11 protein-coding genes, 2 tRNA genes and 1 riboswitch are annotated in these 14,288 nt (G+C 68.1%); of the genes, 3 read left to right on the top strand and 10 right to left on the bottom strand.

Translation table 11 applies throughout. From position 1 onward, the window contains the following. Positions 1 to 4: 4 nt before the first annotated feature. The 5 genes from clpX to ACPCUW_RS10575 form a co-directional block, all read right to left on the bottom strand. Positions 5 to 1,285 carry an ATP-dependent Clp protease ATP-binding subunit ClpX gene (gene clpX / locus ACPCUW_RS10595; RefSeq protein WP_062962956.1) on the bottom strand — a complete coding sequence of 427 codons (1,281 nt, stop codon included), beginning with the start codon at positions 1,283 to 1,285 and terminating at the stop codon, positions 5 to 7. Between the two features lie 371 nt (positions 1,286 to 1,656). After that, entirely contained in the window at positions 1,657 to 2,325 is a 669-nt protein-coding gene (locus tag ACPCUW_RS10590; protein ID WP_062962775.1) for an ATP-dependent Clp protease proteolytic subunit, read from the bottom strand. A 40-nt stretch (positions 2,326 to 2,365) separates the two neighbouring features. Further along, positions 2,366 to 2,953 (bottom strand): ATP-dependent Clp protease proteolytic subunit, encoded by a 588-nt coding sequence (locus tag ACPCUW_RS10585; RefSeq protein WP_062962776.1) that lies wholly within the window; start codon positions 2,951 to 2,953, stop codon positions 2,366 to 2,368. A gap of 264 nt (positions 2,954 to 3,217) precedes the next feature. Next, entirely contained in the window at positions 3,218 to 4,585 is a 1,368-nt protein-coding gene (gene tig, locus ACPCUW_RS10580; RefSeq protein ID WP_063018961.1) for a trigger factor, read from the bottom strand. Between the two features lie 286 nt (positions 4,586 to 4,871). After that, positions 4,872 to 5,459 (bottom strand): FKBP-type peptidyl-prolyl cis-trans isomerase, encoded by a 588-nt coding sequence (locus tag ACPCUW_RS10575; RefSeq protein WP_423424536.1) that lies wholly within the window; start codon positions 5,457 to 5,459, stop codon positions 4,872 to 4,874. Between the two features lie 110 nt (positions 5,460 to 5,569). Between ACPCUW_RS10575 and ACPCUW_RS10570 the strand changes: the two genes are divergently transcribed. Beyond that, positions 5,570 to 8,065, top strand: a complete 2,496-nt coding sequence (locus ACPCUW_RS10570) for a phosphoketolase family protein (protein WP_423424534.1) — start codon at positions 5,570 to 5,572, stop codon at positions 8,063 to 8,065. 99 nt (positions 8,066 to 8,164) lie between these two features. After that, the gene (locus ACPCUW_RS10565; RefSeq protein WP_423424532.1) at positions 8,165 to 8,755 is read left to right on the top strand and encodes a hypothetical protein; all 591 of its coding nucleotides are present in this window, start codon (positions 8,165 to 8,167) and stop codon (positions 8,753 to 8,755) included. A 3-nt stretch (positions 8,756 to 8,758) separates the two neighbouring features. On the opposite strand, the gene ACPCUW_RS10560 is transcribed toward ACPCUW_RS10565, so the two are convergent. After that, positions 8,759 to 9,244: an NUDIX domain-containing protein gene (locus ACPCUW_RS10560; protein WP_423424531.1), complete on the bottom strand. Its 486-nt coding sequence runs from the start codon at positions 9,242 to 9,244 to the stop codon at positions 8,759 to 8,761. 72 nt (positions 9,245 to 9,316) lie between these two features. Then, on the bottom strand, positions 9,317 to 11,401 hold the full coding sequence (locus tag ACPCUW_RS10555) for a glycosyltransferase family 39 protein (RefSeq protein ID WP_423424530.1): 2,085 nt from the start codon (positions 11,399 to 11,401) through the stop codon (positions 9,317 to 9,319). A 349-nt stretch (positions 11,402 to 11,750) separates the two neighbouring features. On the opposite strand from ACPCUW_RS10555, the gene ACPCUW_RS10550 reads away from it, so the two are divergent. Next, the gene (locus tag ACPCUW_RS10550) at positions 11,751 to 13,460 is read left to right on the top strand and encodes a DEAD/DEAH box helicase (RefSeq protein WP_423424528.1); all 1,710 of its coding nucleotides are present in this window, start codon (positions 11,751 to 11,753) and stop codon (positions 13,458 to 13,460) included. Between the two features lie 96 nt (positions 13,461 to 13,556). Here ACPCUW_RS10550 and ACPCUW_RS10545 read toward each other — a convergent pair whose 3' ends face one another. The 3 genes from ACPCUW_RS10545 to ACPCUW_RS10535 all read right to left on the bottom strand — a co-directional run bounded on the left by ACPCUW_RS10545 (position 13,557) and on the right by ACPCUW_RS10535 (position 14,227). Next, the gene (locus ACPCUW_RS10545) at positions 13,557 to 13,871 is read right to left on the bottom strand and encodes a DMT family transporter (RefSeq protein ID WP_423424527.1); all 315 of its coding nucleotides are present in this window, start codon (positions 13,869 to 13,871) and stop codon (positions 13,557 to 13,559) included. A gap of 19 nt (positions 13,872 to 13,890) precedes the next feature. Then, positions 13,891 to 13,958: riboswitch (guanidine-III (ykkC-III) riboswitch) on the bottom strand. Between the two features lie 42 nt (positions 13,959 to 14,000). Beyond that, positions 14,001 to 14,077, bottom strand: a tRNA-Pro gene (locus ACPCUW_RS10540). Positions 14,078 to 14,156: 79 nt separating this feature from the next. Then, a tRNA-Gly gene (locus ACPCUW_RS10535) sits at positions 14,157 to 14,227 on the bottom strand. Positions 14,228 to 14,288 lie beyond the last annotated feature (61 nt).

Here is a 14,288-nt window from a genome sequence, read left to right as displayed (position 1 = left end):
GCGGTCAGGCCGACTTCTCGCGGCGCTCGGCCGCCTGGCGCTTGCGCGGCACGATGGTCGGCAGCACGTTGTCGTTGACCGTATCGGCGTTGATGACCACCTTGGCCACATCGTCGCGGCTGGGGATGTCATACATCACCGGCAGCAGCACTTCTTCCATGATGGCGCGCAGACCGCGAGCGCCGGTGCCGCGCAGGATGGCTTGATCGGCCACGGCCTCCAGCGCGTCCTTGGTGAACTCCAGGTCCACACCGTCCATCTCGAACAGCCGGACGTACTGCTTCACCAGAGCGTTCTTCGGCTCGGACAGGATGCGGACCAGCGAATCCTTGTCCAGGTTGGTCACCGAGGCGACCATCGGCAGGCGGCCGATGAATTCGGGGATAAGACCGAACTTGATCAGATCCTCCGGCATGACCTCGGCGAAGTGGTCCGCGGTGTCGATCTCGGCCTTGGACCGGACCTCGGCGCCGAAACCGATGCCGCGCTTGCCGACCCGGTCCTGCACGATCTTCTCCAGTCCGGCGAAGGCGCCGGCCACGATGAACAACACGTTCGTCGTGTCGATCTGGATGAACTCCTGATGCGGGTGCTTGCGCCCGCCCTGCGGCGGCACGCTCGCCTGGGTGCCCTCCAGGATCTTCAGCAGCGCCTGCTGCACGCCCTCACCGGAGACGTCACGGGTGATCGACGGGTTCTCGCTCTTGCGGGCGATCTTGTCGACTTCGTCGATGTAGATGATGCCGGTCTCGGCCCGCTTGACGTCGTAATCGGCGGCCTGGATCAGCTTGAGCAGAATGTTCTCGACGTCCTCGCCGACATAGCCGGCCTCGGTCAGCGCGGTGGCGTCCGCGATGGCGAAGGGGACGTTGAGCATCTTGGCCAGCGTCTGCGCGAGGTAGGTCTTACCGCAGCCGGTGGGGCCGAGCATGAGAATGTTCGACTTCATCAGCTCGACCGGCTCGCCGCGGCTGTCGCGGCCCTTGTCACCGGCCTGGATGCGCTTGTAGTGGTTGTAGACGGCCACCGCCAGCGTGCGCTTGGCCGAATCCTGGCCGATCACGTACTGCTCGAGGAATTCCCGGATCTCGGCCGGCTTGGGCAGCTCGTCGAGTTTGACCTCACTCGACTCCGCCAGCTCCTCTTCGATGATCTCGTTGCAGAGGTCGATGCACTCGTCGCAGATGTACACCCCTGGTCCCGCAATGAGCTTCTTGACCTGCTTCTGACTCTTTCCGCAGAACGAGCATTTCAGCAGATCGCCGCCATCACCGATGCGCGCCATCTCGTGGGTCCCTACTTCCTTGTCCGCGTGCAACCGTCTGTCCCGGATGCCGACAAGCCGCCTTCGAACAACGCTACCCGCCGTGCATCCGATCAGTGTCGCGCGTCGATCGGATTCTCGCACTTCGGCGTATGTCGTCCGGGTCGGTCGTTTGTGCCGACACCCCATGAGCCAAGGTCCCTAGACCGACCGTACCCGGTCGACGCGACGGAGGTCGACAACTCGAGGATGTTTCTCGCGGAGAGAGTGTCGGAAAGCTCACCCGACACGCTCGCCACGACCCATCCCGGCTGCCGATCCGGGCGGTGCCGACCTCGCTCCGCCGCCCGGACCAGCGTCCGCGGAGCCCGCTCGCGAGCTCCGCGGCGGGGTCACTTCTTCTGGGCGCTCAGCTTGCGGTAGTCGAACACCGTGTCGATGATCCCGTAATCCTTGGCCTCGTCGGCGGTCAGGATCTTGTCGCGATCGGTGTCCTTGCGGATGGTGTCGGCGTCCTTGCCGGTGTGGCGGGCCAGCGTGGTCTCCATCAACCGGCGCATGCGCTCGATCTCGGCGGCCTGGATCTCCAGATCGGAGACCTGGCCCTGGATGCCACCCTCCAGCGACGGCTGGTGGATCAGCACGCGCGCGTTGGGCAGGCAAGCCCGCTTACCCGGAGTACCGGCTGCCAGCAGCACCGCCGCCGCCGAGGCCGCCTGGCCCAGGCAGACCGTCGCGACATCGGCACGCACGTACTGCATGGTGTCGTAGATGGCCATCAGCGAGGTGAAGGAACCACCGGGCGAGTTGATGTACATCGTGATGTCGCGGTCGGGATCCAGCGACTCCAGCACCAGCAGCTGCGCCATGATGTCGTTGGCCGAGGCGTCGTCCACCTGCACGCCGAGGAAGATGATGCGCTCCTCGAACAGCTTGTTGTAGGGGTTGGACTCCTTGACGCCGAAGCTCGAGTGCTCGATGAACGACGGCAGAATGTAGCGGGCCTGCGGGCTCGCCGGTGCGATACCGGACAGACCGGCACGCGGATCGATCAGGGTCATCTTCTTCTCCAAAGTCGATGGGGGATGAGCGATTTCGCGCTCAGTTACCGGCGCCGTTCGCCTGCCGTGCATTGGTGATCACGTGGTCGATGAAGCCGTACTCCAGGGCCTGGGCCGCGGTGAACCAGCGGTCGCGGTCGGCGTCGGCGGTGACCTGCTCCACGGACTGGCCGGTGTGCAACGCCTGCAACTCGTTCAGTTCCCGCTTGGTGTGGGCGAGCTGTTCGGCGTAGATCGAGATGTCGGCCGCGCTGCCGCCGATGCCGGCGGAGGGCTGGTGCATCATGATCCGGGTGTGCGGCAGCGCGTAACGCTTGCCCTTGGTGCCCGCGGTGAGCAGGAACTGGCCCATCGAGGCCGCCAGGCCGAACGAGATGGTCGCGATATCGCACTCGGCGAACTGCATGGTGTCGTAGATGGCCATACCCGCGGTGACCGACCCACCGGGCGAGTTGATGTAGAGCGAGATGTCGCGGTTCGGGTCCTCGGCCGTGAGCAGCAGGATCTGCGCGCACAGCTTGTTGGCGATGTCGTCGTCGACCTGGGTGCCCAGGAAGATGATGCGGTCGCGGAGCAAACGCTCGTACACCGAATCACTGAGGTTGAGCCCAGCAGTCGCGGATGTCATGACCGGCCCCGACTTCAAAGGTGCCACAGCCTGATTGATTGTCACGGATACCTGCCCTCTCTCGCCGGCACGATGCCTGCCGGCACAGCCTCTGTCCAATATGCGGTCTTCCGGGGCCCTTCGTGGTTACGCAAGCTACCGCCTCCGTCCCCGACGCTCGACCGCGGCCTGATTCGGTTGACACAAACCCTAACGAAACAAGGCGGCACCGAACTCCCGGTACCGCCTTGCTTCGCTTACAGCTGACTCATATGTCGCCGATGGCTACTCGGCGGCGTTCTCGGCGCCCTCGGAATCGGACACCGCCTCGGCGGGCTCACCGAACATCTCGGCGGTGTCGACCGCGTTGCCCTCGGTGTCGGTGACCTTGGCCTTGATCACCACGCCGGCCAGCGCCTTACCGCGGCGCACGTCGGCGAAGATCGCGCCGAGCTGCCCGGCCTGCTGGATCTGCTGGATGAACTGTTCCGGCGCCATGCCGTAGCGCTGCGACTGGAACAGGATCCGCTCGGTCAGCTCCTGCTGGCCGACCTCGGTGTTCTCGGCTTCGGCGACCGCGTCCAGCAGCAGCTGGGTCTTCACCGACTTCTCGGCGGCCTCCTTGGAGTCCTTGTCGAACTCCTCGCGGGTGCTGCCCTGGGCCTCGAGCGCCTCGGCGAACTTCGCCTCGTCGTGGTCGAAGCCGTGCACCGCGTCGTGCAGCACGGCGTCGACCTCGGCCTGCACCGCGGCCTCGGGCAGCGGCACCTCGGTCTTGTCCAGCAGCGCCTCGAGCACCTTGTCCCGGATCTCGCCGGCCTGCTGCACCTTCTTGCTCTGCTCGACCCGCTTGCGCAGGTCTTCCTTCAGCTCGTCGATGGTGTCGAATTCGCTTGCCATCTGGGCGAATTCGTCGTCGGCCTCGGGCAGCTCGCGCTCCTTGACCGAGTTCACCTTCACGGTGATGACGGCTTCCTTACCGGCGTGCTCGCCGGCCACCAGGGTGGAGGTGAAGTCCTTGGACTCCTCCGCCTTCAGGCCGACGAGGGTGTCGTCCAGGCCCTCGATCAGCTGGCCGGAGCCGACCTCGTGCGACAGCCCGGAGGTGGTCGCCTCCGAGACCTCTTCGCCGTCCACGGTGGCCGACAGGTCGATGGAGACGAAATCACCCTCCTGCACGGCGCGCTCGACGCTCTTCAGGGTGCCGAAGCGCTGGCGCAGCGACAGCAGCTGCTGCTCGATGTCCTCGTCGCCGATGCTCAGCGGATCGACGGTGACCTCGATGCTCTCGAAGTCGGGCAGCGCGATCTCGGGACGGACGTCGACCTCGGCGGTGAAGGCCAGTTCGTCGCCGTCCTCGATCTTGGTGATCTCGATTTCCGGCTGGCCGAGCACCTTCACCTCGGAGGCGGTGACGGCCTCGCTGTAGCGCGCCGGCAGCGCGTCGTTGACGACCTGCTCCAGGATGGCGCCGCGACCGAGGCGGGCCTCGAGCAGCTTGGCCGGGGCCTTGCCCGGGCGGAAGCCGGGAATGCGAACCTGCTGCGCCAGCGCCCGGTACGCCTTGTCGAAGTCCGGCTTCAGCTCCTCGAAGGGCACCTCGACATTGATGCGGACCCGGGTCGGGCTCAGCTGCTCGACGGTGCTCTTCACGGACATGCTCCTTGTTCGTTGTTCACTGGTCTGTGTGGCCGCCGGACGGAGGTGTGATCCGCCGGCGACGATGTTCGGGTGCCGTGTGACGACGGCGTCGTTTCCCCCCGAAATCGCATCCCGATCAGGGTAGCAGCGCCGCCTCCCCGGGCCTCTGCGTGCCGTTGGGAGCCGGAAGCATCCCTGCCCGGGCTTACGTCGGGTGCGGAAAACGTCCTGGGCGTACCCGGTGAGTTACCGATGTACGTGCGAAACCTGTTGTCCGGTTTCGGACAACCTCGCAATCCTACGATGCCCCGCCGACCTTGACCGCGTCGGTGACGAACACCAGGGTCTCGTTGGGCTTGACGCCCTGCCCGCCCTGGCCGTAGCCGAGGTCCGGCGGGATGATCAGCAGGCGGCGGCCGCCCTGTTTGATGCCGATCAGACCCTGGTCCCAGCCCGGGATGACCTCACCGGTGCCGAGGGTGAGCGGGAAGGTCTGGCCGCGATCGAAGGAACTGTCCAGCTTCTTCTTGTCCGACCAGGTGACCAGCGAATAGTTCATCTCCACCGGACGGCCGCTCGCCGCCGCCGGGCCGGTGCCCTCGACGAGATCCTTGGTGACCAGCTGCTTCGGCGGATCGCAGTTGTCGGGAATGGTGATGGTCGGCGCCTGGCCGAAGCCGCCGGTGACGCCGATGTCGTCGGCGGTGCATTCGCGGCCGTGGCTCGCCGTCGGAGCCGCGGCGGCCGAGGTCGCGGCCGGGGCCTGGGTGCCGGGCGCGGTGGTCGACGGGCTCGCCGAGTTGTTGTCGTTGCCCCCGCAGGCGGTGAGGGCGACCGCGGCCACCGCGACGGCGGCCGAGCCGATGATCCTGGCCAAAGTCTGCATGCGCGGCACCCTAATCGGTGCGCACGGCGCTCTCGCGGTGGGCCCGGTAGCCTGGCCTCGAGTCTCCATCCGAAGCGGTTACCGAACACCCCAGTGTGAGGAGCACGATCGTGACCGACTTGGCGAGTTCGGAAGGACGGGTCCCGGCCACCGATCCGACCGGAGCCGATACGGCGGCCGACAATATCGGCGGCAGCGGTGGCGCCACGATCGCGCCCGAACCGTATCGGCTGGCCGAGGTTCCCGGCCCGCTGTCACCGGACGAACTCGCCGATCTGGACGCGTGGTGGCGCGCGGCGAACTATCTCGCGGTGGGCCAGATCTATCTGACGGACAATCCCCTGCTGCGCACCCCGCTGACGGCCGAGCACATCAAACCGCGGCTGCTGGGGCACTTCGGAACCGTGCCGGGACTGAATCTGGTGTGGGCACATGCCAATCGGGCGATCCGGGCCCGCGATCTGGACGCGGTCTTCGTCGCCGGACCCGGCCACGGCGGCCCCGGACCCAACGCGTGTGCCTGGCTGGAAGGCACGTATTCCGAGCTGTACAGCAATATTTCGCGCGACGCGACGGGAATGGGCGCGCTGTTCGCGCAGTTCTCCTATCCCGGCGGCGTACCCAGCCACTGCGCGCCGGAGACGCCGGGCTCCTTCCACGAGGGTGGCGAACTCGGCTACTCCCTGTTGCACGCCTACGGCGCCGCGCTCGACCATCCCGACCTGACCGTGTTCTGCGTGGTCGGCGACGGCGAGGCCGAAACCGGGCCGCTGGCGACCAGCTGGCACGCGAACAAATTCCTGAATCCGGCGCGCGACGGCGCGGTACTGCCGATTCTGGCGCTCAACGAATACAAGATCGCGAATCCGACCCTGCTGGCCCGCATTCCGGAAGCCGAACTGCTCTCGCTGCTGCACGGTTACGGCTACGACCCGATCATCGTCGCCGGGCACGACCCGGCGACCGTGCACCAGGCGATGGCCGCGGCGCTGGATCGCGGCCTGGACCGCATCGCCGAATTCCAGCGCGCCGCGCGCGAGAGCGCCGACGGCACCCGTCCCCGCTGGCCGATGATCGTGCTGCGCACGCCGAAGGGCTGGACGTGCCCGCCGGTGGTCGACGGCGACCGCGTCGAGGGCACCTTCCGCGCCCATCAGGTCCCGCTCCCGGCCGCGCGTACCGACGACGATCACCGCCGCGTGCTCGGGCAGTGGCTGCAGTCGTATCGCCCCGCGGAACTCTTCGACGAGGACGGCCGGCCGTATCCGCAGTTGCTGCGCCAGGTTCCCCCGGGGCCGCGGCGGATGAGTGCCAATCCGGTGGCCAACGGCGGCGCCACGATGCAGGATCTGCGACTACCCGACTGGCGCCGCTACGGCGTCGAGGTTCCCGCGCCGGGCGCCACCTCGCACGAGGCCACCCAGGTGCTGGGCACCTGGCTGCGCGATATCACCGACGCCAATCGCGACAATTTCCTGATCTTCGCACCCGACGAATTGGCCAGTAACCGGCTTCAGGACGTGCTCACCGTGACGGGCCGCAATTGGCAGGCCGAAATCGGTGAATTCGACGTGAAATTGGACCGCCGCGGCCGCGTGATCGAGGTGCTCTCGGAACATATGTGCCAGGGCCTGCTGGAGGGATATCTGCTCACCGGACGGCACGGCGTCTTCACCTGTTACGAGGCGTTCATCCACATCGTCGACGCGATGTTCAACCAGCACGCGAAATGGCTGGACGCCAGTGGCGCGGTGCCGTGGCGCCGGCCCATTCCGAGCCTCAATTATCTGCTGACCTCTCACGTGTGGCGGCAGGATCACAACGGATTCACCCATCAGGACCCCGGTTTCCTCGATGTGGTGATGAACAAGCAGCCGTCGATCGTGCGCGTCTATCTGCCGCCGGACGCCAATACGCTGCTGTCGACCTACGACCATTGCCTGCGCTCCCGCCATTACGTGAACGTGGTGGTGGCCGGCAAACAGCCGCAGGCGGATTGGCTGTCGATCGAAGAGGCGAGGCTGCATTGTGCCCGCGGCGCCGGAATCTGGGAATGGGCCGGCCACAACGACGAGTCGGGCACGACACCCGATGTGGTGCTCGCCTGCGCCGGTGACGTACCTACTCTGGAGACGCTGGCGGCCGCCGCCATTCTGCGAGAACGGCTGCCGCAGTTGCGCATTCGCGTGGTGAACGTGGTCGATCTGATGCGGCTGCTGCCGGCGGACGAACATCCGCACGGCCTGCCCGATCGCGAATTCGACACCCTGTTCACCCGGGATCGGCCGATCATCTTCGCCTTCCACGGCTATCCCTGGCTGATCCACCGGCTCACCTATCGGCGCACCAACCACTCCGAGTTGCACGTGCGCGGATACAAGGAGAAGGGCACCACCACGACTCCGTTCGACATGGTGATGCTCAACGACCTCGACCGCTATCACCTGGTGATGGACGTGATCGACCGGGTTCCGGGGCTGGGCACCCAGGCGGCCGGCCTGCGCCAGGAAATGGCCGACGCCCGGTTGGCCGCGCGCATCTGGACGCGCGAGCACGGCGCCGATATTCCGGAGGTCGCCGACTGGCGCTGGCCGTACGGCCGATAACCCTCGTCGTACCCGTCGAACAGCGCGGGCGGCCGTTCGGAGTTAGGCTCCGCATGTGCCCGCCGGGACGGGGGTGCGAACGAGGAACGGAAATACCGCATGGAACTGCGCTCTACCCCCGCGGTGGTCCCCGCCGTGCCGCCTGTCGATCCGACGCCCGCGGGCACGGCATCGTTCACCTTGCATTTCACGGGTTATCTCTACGCCGTCGGATTGCGCGACGCCTTCGCCGATCTGATCGCACGCCACGAACAGTTGCGGACGGTATATCCGATGCCCGGCTCGAGTGCCGCGCCCCGGGTTTTGTCCGCGACCACCGCGGTGTTGCCGCGACTGGTGCCGACACCGGTGCCCGCGGCCGAATTATCGGCGGCGATCACCGAATTCGTGGAGACGGAAACGGCGGCGCCACTGTCGGTTCCGGTGCGGGCGAGAACTTTCCGGCCGCTCGGCGACGCCGAGGAGATTCCGCAACATCTGCTGGTGGTGATTCTGCGGCAGGCCGCGGTCGACCGCGTATCGCCGGCCCGGCTGGCACGCGATCTCATGACCGCCTACGCCGCCCGCCGCCGCAATCTCATCCCGGCCTGGGACACGGGGCGCCCCACGCATCGGCTGACCGTCCACGAACTCCAGGGCGTACGGCTCATCGAAGCCGGCGGCGAGCGCTTCGCGGACACCTACCGCTGAACCTCAGCCGGCGGCGAGTACCTCGGTGAGCCGGTCCAGAAACAGCCGCTGACCGGCGACGATCTTCTCGCGAGCGAGTTCCGGTTCGAGCCACTCGACCCGATCGATCTCCGGGAACGTCTGCATCCGACCGGATCTCGGCGGCCACTGCATCTCGAAGGTGCCGGGGACCACCTGCTCCGGATCCAGGTCACCGGCCACGGCCCACACGGTGACCTGCTTGCGGGAACGACCGCTGCCGTACTGCGACTCCCCCAGCGCGATCCACTCGCCCTCGGGCACGGGCAGGCCCAGTTCCTCCGTGAACTCCCGCGCCGCGGCGGTCCGGGCATCCTCGGAATCCGGCTCGTACTCCCCCTTCGGCACCGACCAGGCGCCGGCATCCTTGCGTGCCCAGTACGGACCACCCATGTGCCCGAGCAGGACCTGCAGCCGCGGAGCCTGCCGGAACAGCAGAACGCCCGCACTGTATTTCGACGCCGTGGCCATGGTCGCAGTCTGCCGTACCGGACGGGGGTCGTGGCAGTACAGGGCCGCCACCGCCGCCCTGTACCGCCCGGATTACCGGGTCGGCGCCGTCAGGTCGTACACCTTGGTGCCGCCGACATCGGTGGCCGCGTAAGTACTCTCCACCCACTGGGCGATCCGGCTCGCCTCCGACGTCGCACCCGATCCGGGGCCGCGGCGCTCGGAACCGACGAAGTAGTGGATCCGTCCCTGTGCGACATCGGCACGGAATCGATCGAGGGTCGGGGACGGATCGCCGCCACCGAAGCCGCCGATCGGCATGACCGCGTAGCCCGAATCGAGCTGCAGGTCCGCGGCACCCATCGAGCTGATGGCCGCGGCCGCCCACGTGTAGCCGGCGCCGTTGTTCTTCAGCAGATCGATCAGCTGCTGATTCGTCCGCTGCCCCATACCCGGACCGGACGGACGGTCGGCGGCACCGCCTTCCGTGGCACCGGGTCCGGCGGCCGCCGGGTCGCCCGGTCGCGACATCCGGCCCGGTTGTGCGGGAGATCGGTTGGCGCCGGCCGAATCCGAGCCGTCGTCCGCCGGCCCGCCGCTGGGCCCCGCCGGGGCACATCCGCTCGGCCCAGCGGAACCGCACGCGCCGGCCGGCCCGCCCGGTCCGAAACCGAATCCGAAGCCACCGCTGGTCTTCGGTCCGGCGAGGACGATGCCGCCGTTGTGGGCGGAGGCGATGGTCTGGATCGAATAGGCCACCGGTGCGGCGATCGCGACGAGCACCGCGAGAACGGCCGTCCAGGCCGCCGTCCGGCGCGGCTGCGGCATCACCAGCGCGACGGTCGCGACCGCGCCCGCGACGCCGACGATCCACCGCAACCACGGCACGAAATCCGGAGTGCGATCGAGCACGATCACCGCTGTGACCGTGGTCAGCGCGGTGACCGCGGCCAGCACGACGCGGACGCCGAGCCGATCACGCTTCCGCCACAGCACCACCGCCCCGATCGCGGCCGCGCCGGCGACACCGGGTGCCAGGGCGACGGTGTAGTACTGGTGGAAGATTCCCTTCATGAAGCTGAACACCAGGGCGGTGACCAGCGCCCAGCCGCCCCACAGCAGCAGTGCGGCGCGCCGGGTATCGGTGCGGGACGCTCTGCCGCACAGCACGACAGCCGCGACGCACAGGATCAGCGCCGCCGGAATCAACCAGGCGATCTGACCGCCGACCGTCTCGCTGAACAGTCGCGTGATCCCGGCCTCCGAACCGAACGACGGTCCGTGGCCGCGGCCGCCGGGTCCGGGCGGACCGCCGAACCCACCGCCGGAATCAACCCCGAGTCGCTGCAGCCCGTTGTAGCCGAGGGTCAGCTCGATGATCGAATTGTGTTTCGAACCACCGAAATACGGCCGTGAATCGGCCGGCCACAACTGCGCGACCAGCACCCACCAGCCGGCGCCGACCACCACCGCGGCTCCGGCGGCCAGCAACTGCAGCAAGCGCTTACCCAGCCGGGGCGGCCCGGCGAACAGATAGGTCAGCGCCAGCGCGGGCACGACCAGCAGCACCTGCAACTGCTTGGCCAGGAAGCCGAGTCCGACGAAGCCGCCGCACAGCAGCAGCCAGCGCCACCGGCCGTCCTCCAGGGCACGCGTCATCGCCCATACGGCGGCGATCATCAGCAGAACCAGCAGCGCGTCCGGGTTGTTGTAGCGGAACATCAGCGTGGCCACCGGCGTCACCGCCAGCGCGAGCCCGCCGAGCAACCCGGCGCCGGGGCCGAAGGTCCGGCGTAGCGTCGACCAGAGCAGGGCGACCGCGGCGACCGCGATCAGCACCTGCGGGATCAGCATGCTCCAGCTGTTCATCCCGAAGAGTCGGGCCGAGATCTCCATCGGCCACAGCGACGCCGGCGTCTTGTCGACGGTGATCGAATTGCCCCAGTCCGAGGAACCGAAGAAGAACGCCTTCCACGATTTCGCCCCGGACTGCACCGCGGCGGCATAGAAGGAATTGGCCCAGCCGTTCGCGCTCAGATTCCACAGATAGGCGATCGCGGTGCCGCCCAGCAGCGCGGCGAGTCCCAGATACTCCCACGGCAGGCTCCGGGTCCCGCCCCGGCCGGGCGTCGCCACCCCGTCCGCGGGGCGGCCGGGCGCGATAGCAGTTTCGGTCATGGCTGCCATGATGGTCGGCCGTGCCCCCGCTGTGCTGGGACGCCGCTGGGAGAAACCTGTGAACCCGCCCCGTGACATCCCCCGCCGCCCGGTCATCCACACCGGTTGTCGAGGAGAGAACCGTCACCCTCGCGCGATGGGGGAGAAACGGCCCCGACGGGATAGTCTTAACGGGGAGTATCGGTTATTCGCACTCCCTCCGTCGTGGATGTCTACTCTTCGCGTCGGCCACCCAGCGGTCAGCCCTCGTGCGGGCCACGAAGCTCAGCGTCGCTGCAACCGCGGCTCCGCTGCCAACCCAGCGCCGCTGCGGTTCACCTCTGCTGCTCGAAAGGCACCACGACTACTCATGACGACTCGTTCATCGACGCCTGCCGCCACCTTCGACACTCTCGGCGTCGGCGCGCCCCTGTTGCGCGCGCTGGCCGCGCAGGGTTTCAGCGCACCGTTGCCGATTCAGGCCGCGACGCTTCCGGACACGCTGGCCGGCCGCGATGTGCTCGCTCGCGGGCGTACCGGCAGCGGTAAGACCCTCGCCTTCTCGATCCCCATGGTCGACCGGCTGCACCGGCTCGGTCACCGGCGCCTCCCGGGCCGCCCCGCGGGTCTGGTGCTGGCGCCCACCCGCGAGCTCGCCACTCAGATCGCGGCGACTCTCGAACCGCTGACCGATGCGTGCGAGTTGCGGGTGGTGACGGTGTTCGGTGGCGTGCCGCAGGCCCGGCAGGTCCGCGAATTGCGTTCGGGCGCGGATATCGTCGTCGCCTGCCCGGGCCGCCTGGAGGATCTGATCAAACAGGGCCTGGTCGCCCTGGACGAGGTGCGGATCACCGTGTTGGACGAGGCCGACCACATGGCCGATCTCGGCTTCCTGCCCGGTGTCACCCGAATCCTCGCCGCGACCCCGGCCGGCGGTCAGCGGATGCTGTTCTCCGCCACCCTGGACAACGGGGTGAACAAGCTGGTGCAGCGCTTCCTGCGAAACCCGTTGTCGCACACCGTCGACGAGGCCCACTCCCCGGTGCCCGCGATGACCCACCACGTCTTCGAGATCGGCGACAGCGAGGCCAAGCGCGAACTGGTCCACACCCTCGCCTCCGGAACCGGGCGGCGAATTCTGTTCATGCGCACCAAACATCACGCGCGACGGCTGGCCAAGCAGCTCACCACCGCCGGAATTCCGGCCGCCGATCTGCACGGCAATCTGTCGCAGGTCGCACGCGACCGCAATCTGGCGGCCTTCGCCGACGGCACCACACGCGTGCTGGTCGCGACCGATATCGCCGCCCGCGGCGTCCACGTCGACGACGTCGAACTCGTCGTGCACGTCGATCCGCCCGCCGAGCACAAGGCCTACCTGCACCGCTCCGGGCGCACCGCCCGCGCCGGCAGCAGCGGCGACGTGGTGACGATCATGCTGCCGGAACAGCGCAAGGACGTCGCGGTCCTGCTGCGCAAGGCCGGACTCGACGTCCGCCCGCAACAGGTGCGTCCGGATTCCGCTCAGGTCACCGCACTGGTCGGCACGGTCGCCGCGCCGGTGGCTCCCACCGCCTCGAAACCCGGACGCGCCGAACAGGATTCACGCCGTCCCGCCTCGGGCGTCAACAGCCCGTCTCGCAGGCCGAGGCGGAGCCGCGGCCCGGCGGCGCGGAGCGAACGCCGCGAATCCGCGAACCACAGCGCCGCGACGGTATCCGCGGGCCGCACGGCAGCCGGACGCCACCGATCCGGGCACGACGGCGACCGAATGACGACGGCCACCACGGATACCGCGGCCGGCGGCCGAACCACGGCAGCGCGAAACCGGCGCACCACCGCCGGCGAGCGCCCGGCCGCATCGGACAACGGACGCGCGGGCGCGCGCACGGGTCGCGGACACCGGGGCACCGCCGACGTGCCCGCCCGCACAGGTGGCAAACCCGCGCGCGAACGCACGGCGGCGGCCCCCGGCCGGACCGAGCGCGGCTCGTCCGCCCGCTCGACCGGCGGAACGAAACATGTTCAGGCGCATGCTCGTTCGGCCGGATCACCGCGGCCGGCGCGCGGCAATCGATAAGGAACTTCCGCCGACCGGCGGTCCCCGAGCGCTCGCCCACCCGGGTGAACGTCGCGCGCCGGGACACCGCCGGCGGGTTCGGTGATCCTCGACCGGCTATCCGGTCAGCTTCAATCCCACGACGCTCGCAACGATCAACAGCAGCAGAGCGATCTTCACCAGCGACGCTTGTTCGGTCCCGGTGACCATCGCGTACAGCACGGTGAGCGCGGCCCCGATACCTACCCACACCGCGTAGGAGATGCCCACGGGCAGAGTGCGCATCGCATAGGCGAGACCCGACATCGAGGCCACCAGCGCGGCCGCGAAGACGCCCGACGGCACGATGCGGGTGAAGCCGTGTGATTTCCCCAGCGCGGTGGCCCAGACGGCCTCGAAGACTCCGGACAGCACCAATACGATCCAGGCCATAGTTTCGGCATTCCCTTCGGAAATACCGTCTTGTCGGGGTCCGGGTACGGTTGCGATCGTCCGGTCGGCCGCAGACCGCGGCCTCACAATTCCAGCGCCCACGACCGGGCGAAAATTCCCGGTCGTCCGTGGTCGGGATGACAGGATTTGAACCTGCGACCCTCCGCTCCCAAAGCGGATGCGCTACCAAGCTGCGCTACATCCCGTTTCCGTCCAGCGGCTCCGCTGGCGCCTCCCGATGGACGGGATCCGGCGGCCGGGGATTGCCGACAATCCCCTCATCGGAGCGGGTGACGGGAATCGAACCCGCACCATCAGCTTGGAAGGCTGAGGTTCTACCATTGAACTACACCCGCAGGCATACGACACCAATGGGATCGCCACGATGTCGTCTGCGTGTAGGACTGTACCGAACTT

This window comes from Nocardia sp. AB354 (genome assembly GCF_049538315.1).
Taxonomy (GTDB): domain Bacteria; phylum Actinomycetota; class Actinomycetes; order Mycobacteriales; family Mycobacteriaceae; genus Nocardia; species Nocardia nova.
The sequence above is the reverse complement of the archived record's forward strand: the minus strand, read 5'-3'. Positions and strand labels throughout refer to the sequence as shown.

Coding starts and splice junctions, on each gene's coding strand:
- clpX (WP_062962956.1), bottom strand. CDS start 1,285: ATGGCGCGCATCGGTGATGGCGGCGATCTGCTGAAATGCTCGTTCTGC.
- ACPCUW_RS10590 (WP_062962775.1), bottom strand. CDS start 2,325: ATGACCCTGATCGATCCGCGTGCCGGTCTGTCCGGTATCGCACCGGCG.
- ACPCUW_RS10585 (WP_062962776.1), bottom strand. CDS start 2,953: ATGACATCCGCGACTGCTGGGCTCAACCTCAGTGATTCGGTGTACGAG.
- ACPCUW_RS10575 (WP_423424536.1), bottom strand. CDS start 5,459: ATGCAGACTTTGGCCAGGATCATCGGCTCGGCCGCCGTCGCGGTGGCC.
- ACPCUW_RS10565 (WP_423424532.1), top strand. CDS start 8,165: ATGGAACTGCGCTCTACCCCCGCGGTGGTCCCCGCCGTGCCGCCTGTC.
- ACPCUW_RS10560 (WP_423424531.1), bottom strand. CDS start 9,244: ATGGCCACGGCGTCGAAATACAGTGCGGGCGTTCTGCTGTTCCGGCAG.
- ACPCUW_RS10555 (WP_423424530.1), bottom strand. CDS start 11,401: ATGACCGAAACTGCTATCGCGCCCGGCCGCCCCGCGGACGGGGTGGCG.
- ACPCUW_RS10550 (WP_423424528.1), top strand. CDS start 11,751: ATGACGACTCGTTCATCGACGCCTGCCGCCACCTTCGACACTCTCGGC.
- ACPCUW_RS10545 (WP_423424527.1), bottom strand. CDS start 13,871: ATGGCCTGGATCGTATTGGTGCTGTCCGGAGTCTTCGAGGCCGTCTGG.